Origin of the sequence: Streptomyces sp. ICC4 (genome assembly GCF_003287915.1) — a bacterium.
GTDB lineage: Bacteria > Actinomycetota > Actinomycetes > Streptomycetales > Streptomycetaceae > Streptomyces > Streptomyces tritrimontium.
The window spans coordinates 8,251,135-8,271,735 of record NZ_CP030286.1 but is presented as its reverse complement, the minus strand read 5'-3'; the positions used below and the strand labels follow the sequence as shown (position 1 = coordinate 8,271,735).

Genomic DNA, 20,601 nt, shown 5'->3' with positions numbered 1-20,601 from the left:
CGTCAGCCGATGTCGACCACCCGGGCCCACGCGGGCGGAGAGTCCGGGACGTAGTCGGGATTGTCCTCGTCCCAGGACTCGGAACCCCGGAAGAGGCCCACCACCGTGCGGCACGGCGGTCGGCTGTCCGGCCAGGGGGTCTGCCCGTCGGTCAGGACCACGATGACGTCGGGGCGCGGGCCGCTCCGCAGCGCCTTGGCGAAGCCCGCGCGCAGGTCCGTGCCACCACCGCCCAGGAGCGGGATCCCCTCGGCCCGGGCCAGCGGGTGCGCGATCCGGGCGGCGGCGTCGCACGGCACCACGGTGATCAGGTCCCGGCGGCCGCCCACGGCACGGGAGATGGCGGCGACCTCGTGCAGGGCGCTGCCCAGCTCCGCGTCGCTGACCGACGCGGAGGTGTCGATGATCACGCTGACGCGCGGCGGCCGGCGCCGGAGGCTCGGCAGGACCACGCCGGGCAGCCCGGCCGAGCGGCGCGACGGCCGCCCGTACGTGTAGTCCTCGCCCGCCCCCGAACCCGAGGTCGCCGAGCGCACCGCCGCCCCCAGCAGCTCCCGCCACGGCTGCGGCGGGTGGAAGGCCTCCTCCGCCCAGCGCCGCCATCCCTTGGGGGTGTCGCCCGGCCGGCCCCTGATGCCCTGCGCCACCCGGAAGCGGACCGCGTCCCGTTCCTGCGCGCTGAGGCCGTACGCGCCGTCCGGGCCCAGGTCCCACTCCCGGTCCAGGCCGTCGGCGCCGCTGCCGCAGTCCAGCCAGGCCAGGTGCTGGGTGTGCGGACCGAATCCGAACATGCGCAGGTAGTCCTCCATGAGCTCCCCCTCGGGCAGCCCCACGTGCCTCGGGTCCACGGCGTCCGGGGGCCGGACCAGCCCGTCGCCGAACACGTCGTCGTTGATCTCGAAGTCCGCGGCGATGTTCATCCGCAGCCGTTCGCCCGGGCCGGTCAGCCCGCGGGCCCGGGCGACCCGGTCGCTGCGCCCGTGGTGGTCGCGCAGCAGGTGGGACACCTCGTGCACCCACACCCCGGCCAGTTCCTCCACCGGGGTGCGGTCGACGAACGCGGGGGAGACGTAGCACCGCCAGTGCCGGTCGACGCCCATCGTCGGCACCCGCCGCGACTCCACGACGTGCAGGGCGAAGAGTGCGGTGGCCAGGTAGGGCCGGACCCGGACGGCGTGCAGGCGGGCGGTGAAGAGTTTGCCGAGGTCCAGCGCACCCGTCCCGTCCGGCGTTCCTGTCCCGTCCGGTGTCCCCGTCCCGTCCGGTGCCCCTGTCCCGTCCGGTGTCCCCGTCCGGTCCAGCGTCCCCGTCTCGTCCGGCATCATCGGCCGCCGTTCGCCGCGCCCGCCATGGACCGGGCCGCCACCCGGTCGGCGCGCCGGGACAGGGCCACGGCTCCGGAGAGCCGCTCGATCGACTCGGGGACGTCCCAGTCCTCGCGGCGCAGCGCGGCGAGCGTGGTCGCGGGGACGACCACCAGGTCGGGGGCCCCGGTCTCCATGGCCCGGGCCAGGATCGCCCACGCCGCCTCCCACCGGGACTTCTCCGGGCGTTTGCGGACCGCCGCCACCACGCCGTCGAGCACGGCCTGGCGCAGGTCCCCGCGCTCGGGCAGGACGGCGCTCGCTGGGTCGGCGAGCAGCACCTCGGGGTCCGGGAGGTCCATCCGGTCCAGGCCGGCCAGCAGTTCCAACCCCGGACCGTCGCCCACGGTGCCCCTGACCAGGAGGGAGAGGACCTCGCGGGAGGAGCCGGCCGCGGTGGCGAAGGCGATCAGGGACAGCGTCATCTCCCAGCTGCGGGGCGACGGCCAGGGGCCGCCCCGGCGGGCCTCGCCGGTGGGGAGCCGGTGGACGAGCTCGGGGCGGGCGGTGAGGAGCCCGCACACCGCGCGGCGGGCGAAGGCCACGGCTTGCGGCAACCTCGAAGGGTCGAGCAGCGGCAGGGTCGCCGTGGGCCAGGTCCCGCCGAGGCCGCGTACGACCACGTCGGGGTCGTGGGTCCACTGGAGGTGGACGAACCGGTTGGCCAGGGGCGGGCTCAGCTCCCAGCCGTCGGCCGCCGAGGACCGCGGATTGGCGGCGGCGACGATCCGTACCTCGGGCGGCAGCCGCAGGGCGCCGATCCGCCGTTCCAGTACGAGGCGGAGCAGGGCGGCCTGGACGGCCGGCGGCGCGGTGGACAGCTCGTCCAGGAACAGCAGTCCCCGGCCGGCCCGTACGAGGCGCACCGCCCAGTCCGGCGGTGCCATCGGGACGCCCTGCTCGGCGGGGTCGTCCCCGATGACGGGCAGGCCGGAGAAGTCGGACGGCTCGTGCACGCTGGCGATCACCGTGGTCAACGGCAGGTCCAGGGAAGCGGCGAGCTGGGTCAGGGCCGCGGTCTTGCCGATGCCCGGCTCGCCCCACAGGAGTACGGGCAGGTCCGCGGCCACGGCCAGGGTCAGGGCCTCCAACTGGGTGTCGGGGCGGGGTTCGGTGGTCGTGTCGCGCAGCAGGGCCAGCAGCCGGCCGGGGGCCAGCATCCGGGCGGGCCCGGCGAGCATGGCGTCCGGTTCGGGCACGTACATGAGGACGCCGTGGCAGAGCACGACGTCGAAACTGCCCGGCAGGAAGTGCGCGCCGGTCTCCCGGCCGTCGCCCTCCATGAGGCGGACGCGGGTGGGACGCCGGGTCAGGACGGGACGCGCCAGACGCTCAGGCGGCGTTCGATCGCGACCAGGACCTGGTTGAAGACCAGCCCGATGGCGGAGATGGTGACGATGCCCGCGTACATCTGGGGGATCGCGAAGTTGAACTGCGAGGCGTTGATCAGGTAGCCGAGGCCCGCCTTCGCGCCGATCATCTCGGCGGCCACCAGGACCAGGATCGAGACGGCCCCGGCCAGCCGGACGCCCGTGAAGATGGCCGGCACCGACGCGGGCAGGATCACCTTCTGGAAGAGCCTCGGCGTGGACAGGTCCATGGACCGCGCCAGTTTCACCAGCGTCGGATCGGCGTTGCCCACCGCGCTGATGGTGTTCAGCAGGATCGGCCAGACGCAGGCGTACACGACGATCGAGACCTTGGAGGTCTCCCCGATGCCCAGCAGCAGCACGAACACCGGCAGCAGCGCGAGGGCCGCCGTGTTGCGGAACACCTCCAGCAGCGGCCCGAGCAGCGCGGCCACCGGCCGGTACCAGCCGATCAGCAGTCCGAGCGGCACCGCGACCAGCACCGCGATGCCGAAGCCCCCGAAGGAGCGGACCAGGCTGGCCCGGGTGTGCTCGCCGAGCTGTCCGTCGGCCAGCAGCCCCCACCACGCCGTGGCGACCTCGCTGACCGGCGGCAGGAACGTCGCGTCGACGAGCCCCAGCCGCGGCGCCGTCTCCCAGAGCGCGAGCAGGGCGAGGATCGCGGCCGAGCGCAGCGCCACCGCCCGCAGCACGCGCAGGACCCGCAGGGCCAGGGCCGCGGCCGGCACCCGTACGGGGGGCCGCGCGGGCTCCCGTACCGCCGGGGGCGCGGGATCGCGTACCGGCGGCTCCGCGACCCGGGCCTCCTGGACCTGCGCCGACTCCACTGTGGTGCTCATACCGTGGCCTCCTCCTTCTCCAGTTGCTGGGCGCGGGCCACCTCGTCGTGGAGGAGGGTCCAGATCTCGTGGCGGTAGCGGGCGAACTCCGGGCTGGAGCGCAGGTCTTCTCCGGTGGCCCCGGCGGAACGGTCGCCGAACGACACCGGGACGACCTCCTTGACCCGCCCGGGGCGGGAGGTGATGACGGCCACCCGCTGCCCGAGGTACACGGCCTCCTCGATGCCGTGCGTGATGAACACGACCGTCTTGCCGGTGCTCTGCCAGATCCGGCGCAGTTCGTCCTGGAGGGACTCCCTGGTCTGCGCGTCGAGCGCGGCGAACGGCTCGTCCATGAGCAGCACGTCCGGGTCGTAGGCGAGGGAGCGCGCGATGGCGACGCGCTGGCGCATCCCTCCGGACAGCTCGTGCGGATGGCGGTCCTCGAAGCCGGTGAGACCGACGAGGTCGAGGAACTCCCGGGCCCTCGCCGTCCGCAGGCGGCGCGGTACGCCGGTGGCCTCCAGGCCGAATTCGATGTTGCCGAGCGCGGTGCGCCACGGCAGCAGCGCGTACTGCTGGAAGACGATGCCGCGGTCCAGTCCCGGGCCCGTGACCGGCTTGCCGTCGAGCAGGATCCGGCCGGAGGTGGGCGGGGTCAGGCCGCCGAGCAGGTCGAGGAGGGTGGACTTGCCGCAGCCGCTGGGGCCCACGACGACCAGGAACTCGCCCGCCGCGATCTCCAGGTCGATGCCGTCGAGGGCGGTGAACTGCTCCTTGTTCTTCTTGTTCTTCTTGTCCTTCGTCGGGAAGGTCTTCGTCACGGACTCGAACACGATCTTCGCCATGGCGCGCCTCAGCCCTTCCCGAATCCGTTGAACTCGTTGGTGTAGAGGTCGGCGGCCTTCAGCTGCCCCTTCTTGACCTCGCCGCGCTCGCCCAGCCAGTCGATCCAGAGCTGGAACTCCTTGTCGGCGATCCGGCCGCCGGGCTCGGCGACCCCGTACGAGCGCCAGTACTGCAGGGTCGCCGTGTCCTCGTTGCGGCCGCGCTTCTTGACGATCTCCGTCATCTTGGCGATGACCTCCTCGCGCGGGGTGGAACGGGACCACTCGATGGCCTTGGCGACGCCCGTGGTGAAGGCCCGCACGGTGTCCGGGTTCTCCTTGATGAAGCGCTGGGTCATCACGTACGAGCCCGCGCTGAAGGATCCGAGGAGCTCGAAGTCCTTGAACAGCGGGCGGATGCCGCCGGCCGCCAGGGCCTTGTCGCGCAGCACGCCGCTGAGGACGCCGACCTCGATCTGCTTCTGCCGCAGCGCCTGTTCGGTGTTGACGGGCGGCACGACGAGGGACTCGACCTTGGCCGCATCGGCCTTGGGGACGCCGTTGCGCTCCAGGTAGATGTCCAGCAGGGCCTGGGCGTGGGCGCCCAGGGTGTTCATGCCGACCTTCTTGCCGATCAGGTCTCGGGCGGAGCGGATCGGGCTGTCCTCCAGGACGTAGTAGCCGAGGTACGTGTCCTTGTCGGAGCCGTAGTAGGAGGTGACGGCCTTGATCTGGGCCTTGCTGGAGGCCAGTTTGACGATCGCGCCGTTGAAGGCGCCGCCGAAGTGGGTCTGGCCGGTGGCGGCGGACTGGATGTCCTGGGGGCCGCTGATGGTGTTGCCGACCCAGTCCAGGGTGACGTCTGCGAGGTAGCCGAGTTCGGCGGCGAGTTCGGGGAGCGTGACCGCGCCGACGGATCCCTGGTACTTCAGGGAGGTGACCTGGCTGCCGCGGGCGCCGGTGGCGGTCGCCGTCCCGCAGCTCACCGCGGCCGCCGAGATGCCGAGCAGGGTGAGGAACTGGCGTCGGGAGGTGCGGGTCGTGGTGAAGGCTGCGGTCATGGCGATTCCTTGTCGATCCGGTCGGGCGCGTCGCACTGGTGGGTTCGGTCGGGTCTGACGGGCGGGCTGACGGGGCTGACTGGCGGGCTGACGGGCCGGCTGGTCCGTACGGAGGTCAGTGCGCGGTGGTGAGCACGGCTGCCTGGGCGGCGCGCAGGGCCTCGGCGAACTCGTCGACGGCCTGGAAGAGGTCCAGTTCGGCCTCGGGCCGCAGCCGGTCGGGGCCGTCCCCGCGCTCGACGGAGGAGTCCAGGACGAAACGGCCGGCGGTCACGTGCCGGGCACCGAGCGCGGCGAGGACCGGGCGCAGGGCGTAGTCGATGGTCAGGACGTGCGCGAGGCTGCCGCCGGTGGCCAGCGGGAGAACCGTTTTGCCGGCCAGTCCGTCCTGCGGGAGCAGGTCGAGGAAGGCCTTGAGCAGTCCGGTGTACGAGGCCTTGTAGACGGGGGTCGCGATGACGACCCCGTCGGCTTCGGCGACGGCTTCGAGGGCCCGCCGGATCTCCGGCTCGCCGCGGCGGGCGGAGAGCAGGTCGGCGGCGGGGAGCTCGCGCAGGGAGAGGTGCGCGGTCTCGAACCCGGCGTGGTTCAGCCGGCGCAGCACGTGGTCGGCGACGACGGCGGTACGGGAATGGACGGACGGGCTGCCGGTGAGGGCGAGCAGCTTGGGCACGGAGCGCTCCTTGGCTGGCGGGGCGGGCGGTTCGGGCGGGGTCAGGCGGCGGAGGTCGGGGCGGAGGCGGAGGCGGAGGCTCCGGAGGCGATGCCGAAGGACGGGTCGGGCACGGTCTCCGGGCTGATCAGCCGGGACGGGACCCCGTCCGGCCCGACCGGGACGTCGCCGTCGACGGTGACGCGGCGCAGGGTGCGCTCGTGGTCGTCGGAGTCGTCGACGCCGTAGTGCTGGGTGGCGCGGTTGTCCCAGATGGCGACGTCGCCGGCCTGCCACTGCCAGCGGACGGTGTTCTCGGGGCTCTCGATGTGGGCCTGGAAGAGGTCCTGGAGCAGGCGCGAGTCCCGGCCGGTGAGGCCGTTGATCCGCTGGACGAAGTTGCCGAGCAGCAGGGTGCGCTCGCCGGTCTCGGGGTGGACGCGGACCACCGGGTGCTCGGTGAGGAACGTGGTGGAGGTGAAGACCTCGCGGTACTGGGCGAGCGCCTCGGGCAGGGCGTCGGGACGCAGGGCGGCGTAGTCGTACTCGTTGGAGTGCACGGCGCGCAGGCTGTCGGCCAGGGCGCGCAGCGGCTCGGGGAGGCTGTCGTAGGCGGTGGCGGTGTTGGCCCACAGGGTGTCGCCGCCGTACGGGGGGATGGTGACGGCGCGCAGGATGGAGAAGGCGGGGTAGGCGGGGACGAAGGTGACGTCCGTGTGCCACTGGTTGGCGCGGGCTCCGTGGTGGGAGTCGATGCCGAGGGCGTAGCGGCCGTCGGCGGACGGCACGGTGGGGTGCGCGACGGGGGCGCCGAGCAGCTCGGCGAAGGCTTCGTGGCCGTCTTCGTCGAGGTGGTCCTGGCCGCGGAAGAAGACGACCTTGTGGGCGAGCAGCGCGGCCCTGATGCCGGCGACGTCCTCGGCCCCGAGCTCGCCGCCGAGGCGGACCCCGCCGATCTCGGCGCCTATGCGGCCGCCGATCTTGGTGACGGTGATGTCGGTGCGGGTGGCGGTGGTCATGATGGCTCCTTGTTTATTTCCGCAGCGGAAGAAATGAAGGTGAGCGAAGGGGGGCGGCGCGGGGGTGCGGGTGGAGACGGCTGAGGTGGTGGCGGTGGCAGGCCGCGGCCGGGCGGATCACCACGCGACGGACCGGACCGGATCGGACCCGACCGGAACGGATCGGACTCGACCGGAACGGAACGGACTCGACCGGAACGGAACCGTCCGACAGGGGGCGACCCGCGACACCGCGAGAGGATCCCGGGTCCGAGGGGATCGACGGGAAGGAGCGGGCGTCAACGGGAACGGGCGGCCGGCGGAGCGCCGGGGCGGCGCCTCTCAGGCGTGGCGGCGGCGGGCCGGACAGCGGCCCTGACACTCGCCCGGCGCGGTACAGGAGCCGGGGGTGCGGAGCCGCGGGGCGAGGATCTCGTTCGCGGACATGTCCCGGAGACTGCCAGCGCCCCCGACCCGGGTCAACCCCGTACGACCCCGCGTCCCGCACCCTCCACAACCCTGCCCACACCCGCCGCGACCTGCGCTTTCCCCCGTTCGGGCCACCTCCTCCACGGCCGAAAACGTGCGGGCCGGGTCTGCGGTGCGGGCCGGGTCTGCGGTGCCGGGGGCGCGGTTCAGCGGGACCTCGGCCACGTGCCAGCCCTGGCGGCGGATCCAGCGCAGGACCTCGGCGTCGATGGCGGGGCCGTCGAGGGTGGAGGCGCCGAAGGCGGCGCGGGCGCGGTCGCCGTCGAAGAGGGCGAAGCCGCAGGTGTCGGCGCGGAAGCCCGGTATGCCGGGGATGCCGATGGCGCGGACCAGGCGGTTCCCGGACCGGCCGAGGACCGCGGCGGGGGCGCCGTCCGGATCCGGGCCGTCCAGCTCGCGCTCCAGGCGGGCCAGCTCGTCGAGCGGCGTCGTGAGGCCGGCGTCGGTGATCAGCACCCGCCGGCCGGCGGACGCGAGCACTCCGGCACGCAGTGCGGTCCCCTTGCCGCCGGGGCGCGGATGTCCCGCGGCGGGGTGGCCGGGCTCGTGGTCGGGCTCGTCGGCGGCGGCGTGGTCGGCGCCGTGGTCGGCCGGGCGGACCAGCCGGATCCGCGGCTCGTCGGCTGCCGCGGCCAGGACGGTACCGGCCGGGCCGTCGCCGTCATCGACGACCACGACGACGAGCTCCCAGGCGCCGGGCCCCGTGCCGAGCAGGGCGTCGAGCCGGCCGGGAGCGGCGGCGAGGGTCCCGCCGATGCGGTCGTCCCCGCCGAGGACGGGGACGACGACGGAGAGGCCGACGTCACCGAGCCAGGGCGTCCGGGGCCGGGCCGGCCGGCCCGCGCTGCCCGTCTGGTCCGCGCGGTCCTCGCGGTCGGCCTGGTCCGCGTGGTCGGCCGTCACGCCGTTCTCGCCGTTCACGGGCCGGCCGCCTTCGGCCGCAGGCCCGCGGCCCAGTCCAGACCGTGCTGGTTGTACGCGTGCACGAGGCGGCGTACCTCCTCGGCGTCCGCGCGGGTGACCGCGTCGATCAGTTCGTTGTGGCCGGACCACAAGCCGGTGCGCAGGTCCGGTTGGGCCTTCAGGTACGGGACCGCGAAGACCCAGCACTGCACGCGGAGCCGGTGCAGGAACTCGGAGATGTAGGTGTTGCCGACCAGCCCGCTCAACTCCCTCCAGAAGCGCAGGTCGTAGCCGATCAGCACTTCGAGCGAGCCGCTCAGCGCGGCCCGCCGCGCCTCCTCCCCCCGACGGCGCACCGAGACGAGCCGCTCCCCGGTGCCGGGGGCGGTGCCGCGTTCCACGAGTCGGCGGAAGATCCCTTCCACGATCAGCGTACGAGCCTCGATCATGCCCCGGAAATCCTCCACGGAGAAGACTCGGACGCGGAAGCCGCGGTGCTGGACGGAGTCGAGCAGGCCTTGTCCGGAGAGGTCGACCAGGGCCTCGCGGACGGGGGTCGCGGAGACCTCGTACTGCTCGGCGATCTGCTTGACGGTGAATTCCATGCCCGGCGGCAGACGTCCCGCGAGCACCTCGTCGCGCAGCGCGTCCGCGATCTGCCGGCGAAGTGTGTTGCGGTTGACAGCGCCGCTGCCTGACATAGGGGTCCGTCTCCATCTGTGGGCTTCGGACACCTTAAGCCAGCCGGAGCGGCTGAAACCGATCGGTTGATGGCCGCTATATGCATTTAGCATCCGTTATCCGGACGGTAGAGCGCTCTTTCCTTGATCGTTCAACGTGCGCGGACGCGCCGCGCCGGGGGCGGCCGGGGAGCAGGCGAGGCCCCGTACGCACGCGCAGGAACGCGTGCGGCCCCGCGCGGGCCCTGTGGGGGCCGTACGCGCGGGGCCGCTGCGGTGCCTCTGCCCGCGGGCGGGGCGGTGGGGCGGGGCGGTGGGTCAGGCCGGGCCGGTCAGGCGCGGGCGTGCCGGTCGGCGACGGTCAGGGCGTCGTCCAGCAGGGCCAGGCCCTCCTTCGCGTCTCCCTCGGTGATGTTGCACGGAGGGACCACGTGCGTCCGGTTCATGTTGACGAAGGGCCACAGTCCGGACGCCTTGCAGGCAGCGGCGAATTCGGCCATCGGCGCGTTGTCCGCACCGGCGGCGTTGTAGGGAACGAGCGGTTCGCGCGTCTCCTTGTCCCGGACGAGTTCCAGCGCCCAGAAGGTCCCGAGGCCGCGGACCTCGCCGACCGAGGGGTGACGCTCCGCGATCTCGGCGAGCGCCGGGCCGATCAGGTTCTCGCCGAGGTGGGCGGAGTGCTCGACGATGCCCTCCTCGTCCATGGCGGTGATCGTCGCGACGGCGGCGGCGCAGGCCAGGGGGTGGCCCGAGTAGGTCAGCCCGCCCGGGTAGGGGCGCGTGGCGAAGGTCTCGGCGATCTCGGCGGAGATCGCGACGCCGCCCAGCGGGACGTACCCGCTGTTGACACCCTTGGCGAAGGTGATCAGGTCGGGCGTGACGTCGAAGTGCTCGGCGGCGAACCACTTGCCGGTCCGGCCGAATCCCGACATGACCTCGTCCAGGATGAAGACGATGCCGTGGCGGTCGCAGAGCTCGCGCACGCCGGCCAGGTAGCCGGGGGGCGGGGCCATGATCCCGGCCGTGCCGGGGACCGACTCCAGGATGATCGCGGCGATCGTCGCCGGACCCTCGAAGGCGATCGTGTCGGCGAGGTGGGTGAGGGCGCGCGCACACTCCTCGGCCTCGGTCGTCGCGTGGAAGGGCGAGCGGTAGAGGAACGGTCCCCAGAAGTGCACGACGCCGGCGGCGGCCGTGTCCGAGGGCCAGCGGCGCGGGTCGCCGGTCAGGTTGATCGCGGTGGCGGTGGCGCCGTGGTACGAGCGGTAGGTGGACATCACCTTCTGGCGGCCGGTGTGCAGCCGGGCCATGCGGACGGCGTTCTCGACGGCCTCGGCGCCGCCGTTGGTGAAGAAGATCTTGTCGAGGTCGCCGGGGGTCCGCTGCGCGATGAGGCGTGCGGCCTCGGAGCGGACGTCGACGGCGAAACCGGGGGCCAGGGTGCAGAGCGTGGCGGCCTGCTCCTGGATGGCGGCGACGACCTTGGGGTGCTGGTGGCCGATGTTGGTGTTGACCAGCTGGGAGGCGAAGTCGAGGTAGCGCTTGCCGTCGTAGTCCCAGAAGTACGACCCCTCGGCTTTGGCCACGGCGAGCGGGTCGATCAGGGCCTGGGCGGACCAGGAGTGGAAGACGTGGGCGCGGTCGGCGGCCTTGACGGTGGCGCCCGAGGTGACGTGAGGGGTCATGCGTTCACGCTAGAAGTCCGCAGGTGGGGAGGGATATCGGCGGACTGTATGGGGGTGGGGTGCGGGTCTCGGCAGTCTGTATGGGGTGGGAGCGCGGGGATTGATTGACAGCATCCTGTCGATATGGCAGTCTACTGTCATAGAGTTGGCCCAGCGAGGTACGGCAACGGCACCGGAGGCGAGCACGATGAGCGAGACCCAGTCCGAGACCACGACGACCGAGACCACCACGACGAGCGAGACCGGGGGGCCGCGGCCCGGCCGCACGGTCCACGTCGCGGTCTACGACACCTACGCCGACTGGGAGACGGGCCACACCACCGCGCACCTCACCCAGCGCGGCCACGAGGTCCGTACGGTCGGCCTCGCCGCCGGGGAGCCCGTCACCACCATGGGCGGCCTGCGCGTCCAGCCCGATCTGGCGCTGTCCGACCTGCGCCCGGAGGACTCCTCGCTCCTCATCCTGACCGGCGCCGGTCTGTGGGACACCGGCGACGAGTTGGCCCCCTTCGCGGCGAAGGCGGCCGAGTTCCTGGCGGCCGGCGTACCGGTCGCGGCGATCTGCGGAGCCACGGCCGGGCTGGCGCGCGCGGGCGTCCTGGACGGGCGTACGCACACCAGCGCGGCCCCCTTCTACCTCGGCGGCCAGCCGGGCTACTCGGGCTCCGCCCACTACGTCGAGGCCGATGCGGTCACCGACGGCGACCTGATCACGGCGGGCCCGACGGAGCCGGTGGCGTTCGCCCGCGAGGTCTTCGCCCGCCTCGGCGTGTACGAGCCGGACGTGCTCGACGCCTGGTACCGGCTGTTCCACGACTCGGACGAGAGCGCGTACCCGGTCCTGATGGCGGCGGCGGAGTCGGGCGATGCTTGAGCGCGCGGCGTTGCCCGAGCACGCACCGATGCCTGAGCACGCGGCGGGGGCGGACGGGGATCAGGGCCGGGGCGAGGACGGGCCCGACTCGGCCCGGGTCCGGGTCCGGGTCCGGCAGGACCTGTTGAGCCGGACCGCACTCGGCGTGTTCCGCCTCAACGGCCAGTTCCTCTCCGTCTCGGAGGAGTTGGCGCGGCCCGCGGGCCTGACCGCCGCCTGGTGGCAGGTGTTGGGAGCCGTGCTCCGCGAACCCCTCCCCGTGGCCGGCATCGCCCGGTCCATGGGCATCACCCGGCAGAGCGTGCAGCGCATCGCCGACCTGCTGGCCGCCAAGGGCCTCGCCGAGTACGTCCCGAATCCGGCCCACCGCCGCGCGAAGCTGCTGTGTCCCACCGAGGCCGGCCGCGAAGCCGTCGCGCTGATCGGCCCGGGCCACGCGTCGCTGGCCGACCGCCTCGCGCTGGCCCTGGGCGAAGACGGCTTCGCCGAGACGGTCCGCGTCCTGGAACGCCTGTCGGCCGCCATGGACACCCTGCGGCCCGACCCGGACGAAGCCGGCTCCGCCTAGCTGGCTACTGCTGCGGCCGGAAGGCGGTCTGGGATTCCCGGTACTCCGGGGAATCGGGCCAGGGGTTGGCCACGGCCACCCGGCCCTCCCGAACCGCCAGCCGCGAGGCCTCGGTGTTGCGGTGCGGGAAGAGGACGACGTCCAGGGGCAGTGGCTCGCCCGTCGCGCGCGACCAGGCCCGGCTCGGCCCCGGGAGGACCCGCCGTCCCGGGCCCAGCTCCCTCCACGTGGTGAGCGGGCATTCGATGCGCGCGGGGGATGGGGATCAGGATCAGGACCATGACGTCGTCGAGGTCCACGGATTCCGGGGCTGAGTCGGCCGTGCGGGGAGCGTAGGGGCACTCGCCCACGCGGCGAACGCCTCCGGTCACGCCGGGTTCCGCGGCCGGGCGCGGAACCCGGCGTGACCGGAGGCGTTCTCCAGGGTCCCGCCCTCGGAGTCGTCCAGCTCGGCGACGCCCGTCTGCTGATCGCCCACCAGCGCGGCGGCGCCCGGGAGCCACTGGTGTGCGACGTCACCGCCGGCAGCCAGGACGCGCTGGAGATTGACCTCACGGGCGCCGGCCGCGCCGAGCGGTGCCCGGCCGTCCCCGCCCTGCCGATCGAGGACCGCCACGACGCGCCCCTCGAGCTCTCCCGCTGCGCCCCGGCCGCGGGCGCGCTGCGGGTCCCGGTCGACCGCCACCGCCGGCCGCCGGCGGTCCAACACCTGTTCGCGGCCGATTCACCGCTTCCCGTTGTCAGTCCCACCCTGGCCCGGGCCGGCCCGGCCCGGCCCGGAACGGCTTAGGCTCCCCGGGTGACACCCCGAGACGTCGAACCCCGACTGCTGCGCTCCTTCCTGGCCGTGGCCGAGGAACTGCACTTCACCCGTGCCGCCGCCCGCCTCCACTTCGCCCAGCAGGCCCTGAGCCGCGATGTGCGCCGCCTCGAAGGGATCCTCGGCGCGGCCCTGTTCGCCCGCACCACCCGCGCCGTCGAGCTGACCTCCGACGGGGAGCGGCTGGTCCCCCTGGCCCGGAGCGTGCTGCGCGCCCACGAGGAGCTGGCCGCCGCCTTCGCCGGGGACGCCGCCGCCCGCCCGCTGCTCGTCGACCTCAACACCGACGGCCCCGGCACCGCCCGCACCGTCCTGGACCGGGCCCGCGAGCTCGCCCCCGACTGCGAGCTGATGGCCCGCTTCGAATCCGGGCTCACCCACGCCGCCGCCGAGATCGCCGCCGGCCGCCTCGACGTCTCCTTCGGGTACGCCGACGGCCTCGACCCGGCGCTGCGGGCCCGCCTCGCGCAGGCGCCCGTACGGTACGAGCCGCTCGCGGTGGTGCTGCCCGACGGGCACGCGCTGGCCGCGCGGGAATCCGTACCGCTGGCGGCGCTCGCCGGGGAGACCGTGTACGCCGGGGCCGGGAACCCGCGCACCCTGGAGTGGACCGGGCTGGCGCGCGAGCTGTTCGCCGGGCGGGGCATCGAGCCCGCGCCGCCCGCGCCGGTGGCGGTCGGCAAGGACGAGTTCCGCCGGGTCATGGCCAAGACCGGCAATCCGGTCCTGGCCACGGTCGACTTCGCCGATCTGCCCGGCTGCGTCAAACGCCCGCTGACCGGCCCGGTACCCCTGTCGCCGCTCGCGATGGTGTGGCGCAAGGGCCTCGCCCATCCCGGGCTCGACGCACTGCGCTCCGCCGCCGCCGCCCTCGCCGCCGAGCGCGGCTGGCTGGAAGTGCCCCCGGACAGCTGGCTGCCCGCGCTCACACCCGGCCCCGGCGGCGGGTGAGAGCAAGGTTTCCCGCCGGTCATCCGGCGGGGACCGGGGCCGAAACGAGCTGTTCCTACGGTCGTCACCACGGACGAGACGCGACGTGATCGCAGCAGCTGTGGAGGCGTGTGATGACCAGTACGACCGCACCGCGCAAGGGGGGCCGCTGGATCGAGCGGTGGGAACCCGAGGACGAGGCCTTCTGGAAGGAGACGGGGGAGAAGACCGCCCGCCGCAACCTGGTCTACTCCGTCCTCTCCGAGCACATCGGGTTCTCGATCTGGTCCCTGTGGTCGGTGATGGTGCTCTTCATGGGCCCGCAGTACGGGATCGACCCCGCCGGCAAGTTCTTCCTCATCGCCACCGCCACCTGCGTGGGCGCCCTCGTCCGCGTGCCCTACACCTTCGCCGTGGCCCGCTTCGGCGGCCGGAACTGGACGATCGTCAGCGCCCTGCTGCTGCTCGCGCCGACGGCGGCCGCCTGGCTGGTGATGGAGCCCGGGACCTCGTACGGCACGTTCCTGCTGGTGGCCGCGCTGACCGGGGTCGGCGGCGGCAACTTCGCCTCGTCCATGACGAACATCAACGCCTTCTTCCCGCTGCGCAAGAAGGGCTGGGCGCTCGGCCTCAACGCGGGCGGCGGCAACATCGGAGTCCCCGTCGTCCAGCTCGCCGCCCTGCTGGTCATCGGCACTGCCGGGGCCGGCCATCCGCGGCTGCTGCTCGGCGCCTACATCCCGCTGATCGTGATCGCCGCCGTGCTCGCCGCCCTGCGGATGGACAACCTGGCACCCGTGCGCAACGACACCGGCGCCGTGCGGGAGGCCGTCCGCGACGCCCACACCTGGATCATGGCGTTCCTCTACATCGGCACCTTCGGGTCGTTCATCGGCTACAGCTTCGCCTTCGGGCTGGTCCTGCAGACGCAGTTCGGCCGCACCCCGCTCCAGGCGGCCTCGCTCACCTTCATCGGACCGCTCCTCGGCTCCCTGATCCGGCCGGTCGGCGGGGCGCTGGCGGACCGCTTCGGCGGGGCGCGGATCACCCTGGCCACCTTCGTGGCGATGGCGGCGGCGACCGGAGTGGTGATCCTGGCCTCCGTACGGCACTCCCTGCCGGTGTTCCTCGTCGGCTTCGTGGCCCTGTTCGTCCTCAGCGGGCTCGGCAACGGCTCCACCTACAAGATGATCCCCGGCATCTTCCAGGCGAAGGCCCTGGCCCGCGGCATGGCCGGCGAGGAGGCGGCCGCGTACGGGCGGCGGCTGTCCGGCGCCTCCATGGGGATCATCGGGGCGGTCGGCGCGCTCGGCGGGCTCGGCATCAACCTGGTCTTCCGGTCGGCCTTCCTCAGCTCCGGTTCGGGCACGGCGGCCTTCGTGACCTTCCTCGGCTTCTACGCGGCGTGCGTCGCCGTCACCTGGGCGGTATACCTTCGCCGGCCCGCGCGGACGATCATCCCCACGGCGGGCGTGGAGGCGAAGCCGCAGCTCACCTCGGTGTAACGCCGCCAGAACACCGGTTAACGGCACCGAAATACGCGTGAACCGAGCCTGATACGCCCCCAGGGCAGGCTCGGTTCACGCGAAGGCGCTGCCGGATCCGATCCGGTGCGGACGCCGGACCCGATCCGGCGCCGAAGCCGGACGCGATCCGGCCCGGACGCCGGACCCGACCACTGCGCGAGGCAGGTCACCATGTACGACACCCCCACCGGGCCGGCCCCGGCCGCCGGGCCGCTCGCGGGCTTCACCATCGGGGTCACCGCCGCCCGGCGGGCCGACGACCTGATCGCCCTGCTGCGCCGCCGCGGGGCCAATGTGCTGCACGCGCCCGCCCTGCGGATCGTGCCGGTCGCCGACGACACCGAACTGCTCGCCGCGACCAAGGAGCTGATCGGCTGCGCGCCCGACGTGGTCGTGGCCACCACCGCCATCGGCTTCCGGGGCTGGATCGAGGCCGCCGACGGCTGGGGGCTCGGCGAGGAGCTCCTCGCCCGGCTGCGGGACACCGAACTGCTGGCGCGCGGGCCGAAGGTCAAGGGCGTGATCCGGGCCGCCGGGCTCGTCGAGAGCTGGTCCCCGGCCTCGGAATCGCTGGCCGAGGTACTGGACCGGCTGCTGACGGCCGGGGTGGCCGGCCGGCGCATCGCCCTCCAGCTGCACGGGGAGCCGCTGCCCGGGTTCGTCGAGGCCCTGCGCGCGGGGGGCGCCGAGGTGGTCGGCGTGCCGGTGTACCGGTGGATGGCGCCGGAGGACCTCGGACCGCTGGACCGGCTGATCGACGCGGTGGCCGCCGGCGGGGTCGACGCGGTGAGCTTCACCTCCGCGCCGGCCGCCGCCTCGCTGCTGTCACGGGCGGCCGAACGGGGCGTACGGGAACCCGTGCTGCAAGCGCTGACCGGCGGGTCGGTGCTGTCGGCGTGCGTGGGCCCGGTGACGGCCGTGCCGCTGCAGGCGGAGGGCATCGCCACGGTGCAGCCCGAGCGGTTCCGGCTGGGCCCGCTCGTGCAGCTGCTGTGCCGGGAGCTCCCGGGCCGGGCGCGGGTGCTCCCGGTGGCCGGACACCGGCTGGAGCTGCGCGGCCACGCCGTCCTGCTCGACAACGACCTGCGCCCGGTCCCGCCGGCCGGCATGGCCCTGCTGCGGGCGCTGGCCCGCCGCCCGGGCTGGGTGGTGGCCCGCGCCGAACTCCTGCGCGCCCTGCCCGGCGCGGGCCGCGACGAGCACGCGGTGGAAACGGCGATGGCCCGCCTGCGCGTCGCGCTGGGCGCGCCGAACCTGATCCAGACGGTGGTCAAGCGCGGCTACCGGCTGGCCCTGGACGCGGGCGGCTGCGAGGACTGAGGTGAGGGGGCTCGGATCAGCGGGGCACCCGGTGCACGTGGTGCTCCTGGACCTCCGGGAGCAGGCCTGACGCGGCGGCGAAGTCCTTGTCGCTGCGGGGGACAGGATCCGACATTGTCCTCGTCGATCTCGTGTGCCCATGCCTCGCTGAGGGGCCGGTCGCGGTGCAGCCGCCAGACGGCGGTCGAGTCGATCAGGTAGCGGAGCACGTCAGGCGCTGCCCCTCTCCGCCCCGTGCTGACGCCAGAAGCCCTCCTCCTTGCCCGGCACCCGGGTGGTCGATCCGTTAGCGTGCCCGGATGGTCATTGACGGGGTGGAGATGCGGGAGATCCGGGTGGCGGACGCCGCCGGGGTCGCCGAGGCGCTGGAGCGGAACCGGGCGTACATGGCCCCCTACGAGCCCTGGCGGGCCGGGGACTTCTACACCGAGGCCGTGCAGCGGGCGCGGATCGAGGAGCTGCTCGCGGACCGGGAGGCCGGGCGGGCGCGGCCGTTCGTGCTCGTCGCCGCCGGGGAATCCGGCGGGGGCCTCGGGGCGGTCGTCGGGGCGATCAACCTCGTCTCCGTCGTGCGCGGAGCGCTGTGCAGCGGTGCCATCGGCTACTGGGTGGACCAGGGCTGGGCCGGCAAGGGCCTGGCCACCGCCGCGCTGCACGAGCTCTGCCGGATCGCCCGCGACGAGATGGGACTGCACCGGGTCTCGGCGGGCACGCGGGTCGGCAACCTGGCCTCGCAGCGGGTGCTGGCGAAGGCGGGCTTCGAGCAGTACGGGCTCGCGCCCCGCTACCTGCACGTCGGCGGGGACTGGCAGGACCACCGCCTCTTCCAGCGGCTGCTGCACGACGACCCGCCCGCCCCGTCCCCCCTGGCCCTTATCCCCGCCCCCCGCGACCGTCCCCGCGCAGGCCTCGCACCCGGCCCCGGACGCGGACGACGGCGGCTGCGCCGCCGGATCTCCCGAGGCCCGGGTGCCGCACCTGCCCAGCGTCGTCGTCGAACGCCGCGTCGAGTGGACCGACACCGACGCGGCCGGCCACTACCACCACTCCACCGTCGTGCGCTGGGTCGAGTCCGCCGAGGCCGTGCTCCTGCGCCGGCTGGGCCTGTCGCACCTCTTCGGCAGCACGCCCCGCGTCCACTTCGAGGCCGACTACCGGGCCCGGCTCTGGTTCGGCGAGGCCGTGCGGACCGAGCTGCGGATCACCAAGGTCGGCACCAGCTCCCTCCACTACGCCTTCACCGTCCACGGCGAGGAGGGTGCGGAGGCCGCCACCGGCCGCATGGTCATCGCCCACTCCGCCGCCCGCGCCACCGGGACCACCCCCTGGCCGGCCGAGGTCCGCGAGGTCCTCACCAAGGCGGGCCGCCAGGCCCCCGAACTGATCGAGAACAACCGAGGAGGCGCCCCGTGCGCATAGCAGTCATCGGAGGCGGGCCGGGCGGCCTGTACTTCGCCGCCCTGGCCAAGCAGCTCTCCCCGCACTGGGAGGTCACCGTCTGGGAGCGCAACGCTCCCGACGACACCTTCGGCTTCGGGGTGGTCTTCTCCGACGAGACCCTCGACGGCATCGCGCAGGCCGATCCCGCCGTCCACGCCGCGATGTCGGCGGAGTTCGCCCGTTGGAGCGACATCGACGTCCGCCACCGCGACCGGACCCTGACCTCCGGCGGCCACGGTTTCGCCGCCCTGGGACGGCGCCGGCTGCTGGGCATCCTCCAGGAGCGCTGCGCCGCTCTGGAGGTGGACGTCCGCTATTCGACCCAGTCCCCGCCGCCGGAGCGACTGGCCGCCGAATACGACCTGGTGGTCGCCTGCGACGGCGTGCGCTCGGCCACCCGGGCCGCCTACGCCGACACCTTCGGCGCCGATCTCGACGAGCGCTCGGGCCGCTACATGTGGCTCGGCACGGACAAGGTCTTCGAGGCCTTCACCTTCATCGTCGAGGAGGGGGACTTCGGCACCCTCCAGGTGCACGCGTACCCGTACGACGACACCCGCTCCACCTTCATCGTCGAGATGGACGAGGACACCTGGCGGCGCGGCGGATTCGCGCGGTCCGAGGGGATCGACCTGCCGCCCGGCGCCAGCGACGAGGAGGGGATCCGACGCTGCGAGGAAATCCTCGCCGGGCACCTGGACGGGCACCGGCTCATCCCCAACAACTCCAAGTGGCTGCGCTTCACCACCGTGCGCAACCGCACCTGGCGCCACGCCAACACCGTGCTGCTCGGGGACGCCGCGCACACGGCCCACTTCTCCATCGGCTCCGGCACCAAGCTCGCCATGGAGGACGCCCTCGCGCTGGCCGCCTGCCTGCACGAGCACCCCGACGTGGAGAGCGCGCTGGCCGCCTACGAGGACGAGCGCAAGCCGGTCGTGGAGTCCACCCAGCGGGCGGCCCAGGCCAGCCTCGAATGGTTCGAGAACATCGACCGGTACACGGGCCAGGATCCGCACCAGTTCGCCTTCAACCTGCTGACCCGCAGCCGCCGGGTCACCTACGACAACCTGCGGGTGCGCGACGAGGAGTTCACCACCTCCGTCAACGCCTCGGCGCCGGTGCCGCCCATGTTCCGGCCCTTCCGGCTCGGCGGCCTGCGCCTGCGCAACCGGATCGTCGTACCGCCCATGGCCCTGTCCACGGCCCGCGACGGGGTCCCGGGGGACTTCGACCTCGTCCACCTGGGCACCCAGAGCCTCGGCGGCGCGGCCCTGGTCATCGCCGGCATGACGGCGGTGAGCGCCGACGGCCGGACCGACGCGGGCTGCCCCGGCCTGTGGACCGACGAGCAGGAGGCCGCCTGGCGGCGGATCACCGCCTTCGCGCACGGCCAGTCGGACACCTGCCTCGGCATCCAGCTGACGCACGCCGGCCGCCGGGCGGCCGAGGGGCCGCTGCTGGCCGCCTCCGCGCTGCCGTGGGCCGAGGGGGTCCCGGTGCCCCGCGAGGCGGGCCGCGCCGACATGGACCTGGTCGTACGGGACTTCGTGCGCGCGGCCGAGCGCGCCGACCGGGCGGGCTTCGACGTCTTGGAACTCCAGTACGGGCACGGCCACTTGATGTCGGGGTTCCTGTCCCCGCTGACCAACCGGCGGACCGACGAGTACGGCGGCGCCGTGGACGGCAGGCTGCGCTTCCCGCTCGAAGTGCTGGGCGCCGTGCGGGCGGTGTGGCCGGCCACGACGGCCCTCCTGGTCCGGATCTCGGCCGCCGACTGGGCCGAGGGCGGACTGGACGAGGCGGACGCCGTGCACATCGCCCGCGCCCTGACCGCGGCGGGCGCCGACGCCATCGACGTCTCGACCGGCGAGGTCGTGTCCCACGAGCGGCCCCGCTTCGGCCGCAGCTACCAGACCCCCTACGCCGATCTGATCCGCAACGCCACCGGGGCGGCGACCATCGCCGTCGGCGCGATCTCCACGTACGACGACGTGAACTCGGTGATCCTGGCCGGCCGGGCCGACCTGTGCGCGGTGGGCCGGGCCCAGCTCCACGACCCCCTGTGGACCCTGCACGCGGCCGCCGCCCAGGGCTACCGCGGACCGGCGGCGCCCTGGGCCCAGTCCTGGCGGGCCGGCAGCGCGCGGCCGCCGGCCTCGCGCACCGACCGGGTCCCGCCCCGCCTCGAACTGCTGCGGCAGCCCGCCGCGGCGGTGCACCAGCGATGGCTGCCGCGCGTCACCGCGCCGGCCCTCTGAACGGAACGGCCGAGA

The 20,601-nt window shown here is 73.8% G+C and carries 18 protein-coding genes; 8 read left to right on the top strand and 10 right to left on the bottom strand.

Annotated features, from left to right (window positions below; all coding sequences use genetic code 11):
- Window positions 1-2 precede the first annotated feature (2 nt).
- The 10 genes from DRB89_RS38860 to DRB89_RS38815 form a co-directional block, all read right to left on the bottom strand.
- Window positions 3-1,322 (bottom strand): VWA-like domain-containing protein, encoded by a 1,320-nt coding sequence (locus tag DRB89_RS38860; protein ID WP_112454294.1) that lies wholly within the window; start codon window positions 1,320-1,322, stop codon window positions 3-5.
- The gene (locus DRB89_RS38855; RefSeq protein ID WP_112463663.1) at window positions 1,322-2,647 is read right to left on the bottom strand and encodes an AAA family ATPase; all 1,326 of its coding nucleotides are present in this window, start codon (window positions 2,645-2,647) and stop codon (window positions 1,322-1,324) included. Before DRB89_RS38855 ends, DRB89_RS38860 begins: the two co-directional genes overlap by 1 nt.
- A gap of 26 nt (window positions 2,648-2,673) precedes the next feature.
- A complete protein-coding gene (locus DRB89_RS38850; protein WP_239516593.1) occupies window positions 2,674-3,573 on the bottom strand; it encodes an ABC transporter permease in 900 nt (299 codons plus the stop codon).
- Window positions 3,570-4,400 carry an ABC transporter ATP-binding protein gene (locus DRB89_RS38845; protein ID WP_112452891.1) on the bottom strand — a complete coding sequence of 277 codons (831 nt, stop codon included), beginning with the start codon at window positions 4,398-4,400 and terminating at the stop codon, window positions 3,570-3,572. The genes DRB89_RS38850 and DRB89_RS38845 overlap by 4 nt, the downstream gene beginning before the upstream one ends.
- 8 nt (window positions 4,401-4,408) lie before the next feature.
- Window positions 4,409-5,440, bottom strand: a complete 1,032-nt coding sequence (locus DRB89_RS38840) for an ABC transporter substrate-binding protein (RefSeq protein WP_112452890.1) — start codon at window positions 5,438-5,440, stop codon at window positions 4,409-4,411.
- Window positions 5,441-5,555: 115 nt separating this feature from the next.
- Window positions 5,556-6,113, bottom strand: coding sequence for an NADPH-dependent FMN reductase (gene ssuE, locus DRB89_RS38835; protein WP_112452889.1), 558 nt, complete (start codon window positions 6,111-6,113; stop codon window positions 5,556-5,558).
- A 41-nt stretch (window positions 6,114-6,154) separates the two neighbouring features.
- On the bottom strand, window positions 6,155-7,111 hold the full coding sequence (locus DRB89_RS38830) for a TauD/TfdA family dioxygenase (RefSeq protein WP_112463662.1): 957 nt from the start codon (window positions 7,109-7,111) through the stop codon (window positions 6,155-6,157).
- Between the two features lie 321 nt (window positions 7,112-7,432).
- The gene (locus DRB89_RS38825; protein ID WP_112463661.1) at window positions 7,433-8,500 is read right to left on the bottom strand and encodes a hypothetical protein; all 1,068 of its coding nucleotides are present in this window, start codon (window positions 8,498-8,500) and stop codon (window positions 7,433-7,435) included.
- Window positions 8,497-9,183: a GntR family transcriptional regulator gene (locus tag DRB89_RS38820; protein ID WP_112450815.1), complete on the bottom strand. Its 687-nt coding sequence runs from the start codon at window positions 9,181-9,183 to the stop codon at window positions 8,497-8,499. The genes DRB89_RS38825 and DRB89_RS38820 overlap by 4 nt, the downstream gene beginning before the upstream one ends.
- Window positions 9,184-9,494: 311 nt before the next feature.
- Window positions 9,495-10,847 carry an aspartate aminotransferase family protein gene (locus tag DRB89_RS38815; RefSeq protein ID WP_112463660.1) on the bottom strand — a complete coding sequence of 451 codons (1,353 nt, stop codon included), beginning with the start codon at window positions 10,845-10,847 and terminating at the stop codon, window positions 9,495-9,497.
- A gap of 187 nt (window positions 10,848-11,034) precedes the next feature.
- Between DRB89_RS38815 and DRB89_RS38810 the strand changes: the two genes are divergently transcribed.
- From DRB89_RS38810 to DRB89_RS38765, 8 genes are all read left to right on the top strand, one after another.
- Complete coding sequence (locus DRB89_RS38810) at window positions 11,035-11,721, top strand: DJ-1/PfpI family protein (RefSeq protein WP_112453000.1); 687 nt, start codon at window positions 11,035-11,037, stop codon at window positions 11,719-11,721.
- Between the two features lie 28 nt (window positions 11,722-11,749).
- Window positions 11,750-12,289, top strand: coding sequence for a helix-turn-helix domain-containing protein (locus DRB89_RS38805; RefSeq protein WP_112453001.1), 540 nt, complete (start codon window positions 11,750-11,752; stop codon window positions 12,287-12,289).
- 403 nt (window positions 12,290-12,692) lie between these two features.
- The gene (locus tag DRB89_RS38795) at window positions 12,693-13,079 is read left to right on the top strand and encodes a hypothetical protein (protein WP_112463659.1); all 387 of its coding nucleotides are present in this window, start codon (window positions 12,693-12,695) and stop codon (window positions 13,077-13,079) included.
- A gap of 9 nt (window positions 13,080-13,088) precedes the next feature.
- Complete coding sequence (locus DRB89_RS38790; RefSeq protein ID WP_112452686.1) at window positions 13,089-14,060, top strand: LysR family transcriptional regulator; 972 nt, start codon at window positions 13,089-13,091, stop codon at window positions 14,058-14,060.
- Window positions 14,061-14,173: 113 nt separating this feature from the next.
- Complete coding sequence (locus DRB89_RS38785; protein WP_112452685.1) at window positions 14,174-15,544, top strand: nitrate/nitrite transporter; 1,371 nt, start codon at window positions 14,174-14,176, stop codon at window positions 15,542-15,544.
- Window positions 15,545-15,736: 192 nt separating this feature from the next.
- A complete protein-coding gene (locus DRB89_RS38780) occupies window positions 15,737-16,885 on the top strand; it encodes a uroporphyrinogen-III synthase (RefSeq protein ID WP_112452684.1) in 1,149 nt (382 codons plus the stop codon).
- A gap of 969 nt (window positions 16,886-17,854) precedes the next feature.
- A complete protein-coding gene (locus tag DRB89_RS38770; protein ID WP_204358208.1) occupies window positions 17,855-18,304 on the top strand; it encodes an acyl-CoA thioesterase in 450 nt (149 codons plus the stop codon).
- Complete coding sequence (locus DRB89_RS38765; RefSeq protein ID WP_112463940.1) at window positions 18,295-20,586, top strand: FAD-dependent monooxygenase; 2,292 nt, start codon at window positions 18,295-18,297, stop codon at window positions 20,584-20,586. Before DRB89_RS38770 ends, DRB89_RS38765 begins: the two co-directional genes overlap by 10 nt.
- Window positions 20,587-20,601 lie beyond the last annotated feature (15 nt).

What these genes read in the sequence shown, in the direction of transcription:
- DRB89_RS38820 (WP_112450815.1), bottom strand. Translation starts at nt 9,183, where the DNA reads ATGTCAGGCAGCGGCGCTGTCAACCGCAACACACTTCGCCGGCAGATC.
- DRB89_RS38810 (WP_112453000.1), top strand. Translation starts at nt 11,035, where the DNA reads ATGAGCGAGACCCAGTCCGAGACCACGACGACCGAGACCACCACGACG.
- DRB89_RS38815 (WP_112463660.1), bottom strand. Translation starts at nt 10,847, where the DNA reads ATGACCCCTCACGTCACCTCGGGCGCCACCGTCAAGGCCGCCGACCGC.
- DRB89_RS38785 (WP_112452685.1), top strand. Translation starts at nt 14,174, where the DNA reads ATGACCAGTACGACCGCACCGCGCAAGGGGGGCCGCTGGATCGAGCGG.
- DRB89_RS38840 (WP_112452890.1), bottom strand. Translation starts at nt 5,440, where the DNA reads ATGACCGCAGCCTTCACCACGACCCGCACCTCCCGACGCCAGTTCCTC.
- DRB89_RS38850 (WP_239516593.1), bottom strand. Translation starts at nt 3,573, where the DNA reads ATGAGCACCACAGTGGAGTCGGCGCAGGTCCAGGAGGCCCGGGTCGCG.
- DRB89_RS38855 (WP_112463663.1), bottom strand. Translation starts at nt 2,647, where the DNA reads ATGGAGGGCGACGGCCGGGAGACCGGCGCGCACTTCCTGCCGGGCAGT.
- DRB89_RS38830 (WP_112463662.1), bottom strand. Translation starts at nt 7,111, where the DNA reads ATGACCACCGCCACCCGCACCGACATCACCGTCACCAAGATCGGCGGC.
- DRB89_RS38780 (WP_112452684.1), top strand. Translation starts at nt 15,737, where the DNA reads ATGTACGACACCCCCACCGGGCCGGCCCCGGCCGCCGGGCCGCTCGCG.
- DRB89_RS38805 (WP_112453001.1), top strand. Translation starts at nt 11,750, where the DNA reads ATGCCTGAGCACGCGGCGGGGGCGGACGGGGATCAGGGCCGGGGCGAG.
- DRB89_RS38845 (WP_112452891.1), bottom strand. Translation starts at nt 4,400, where the DNA reads ATGGCGAAGATCGTGTTCGAGTCCGTGACGAAGACCTTCCCGACGAAG.
- DRB89_RS38860 (WP_112454294.1), bottom strand. Translation starts at nt 1,322, where the DNA reads ATGCCGGACGAGACGGGGACGCTGGACCGGACGGGGACACCGGACGGG.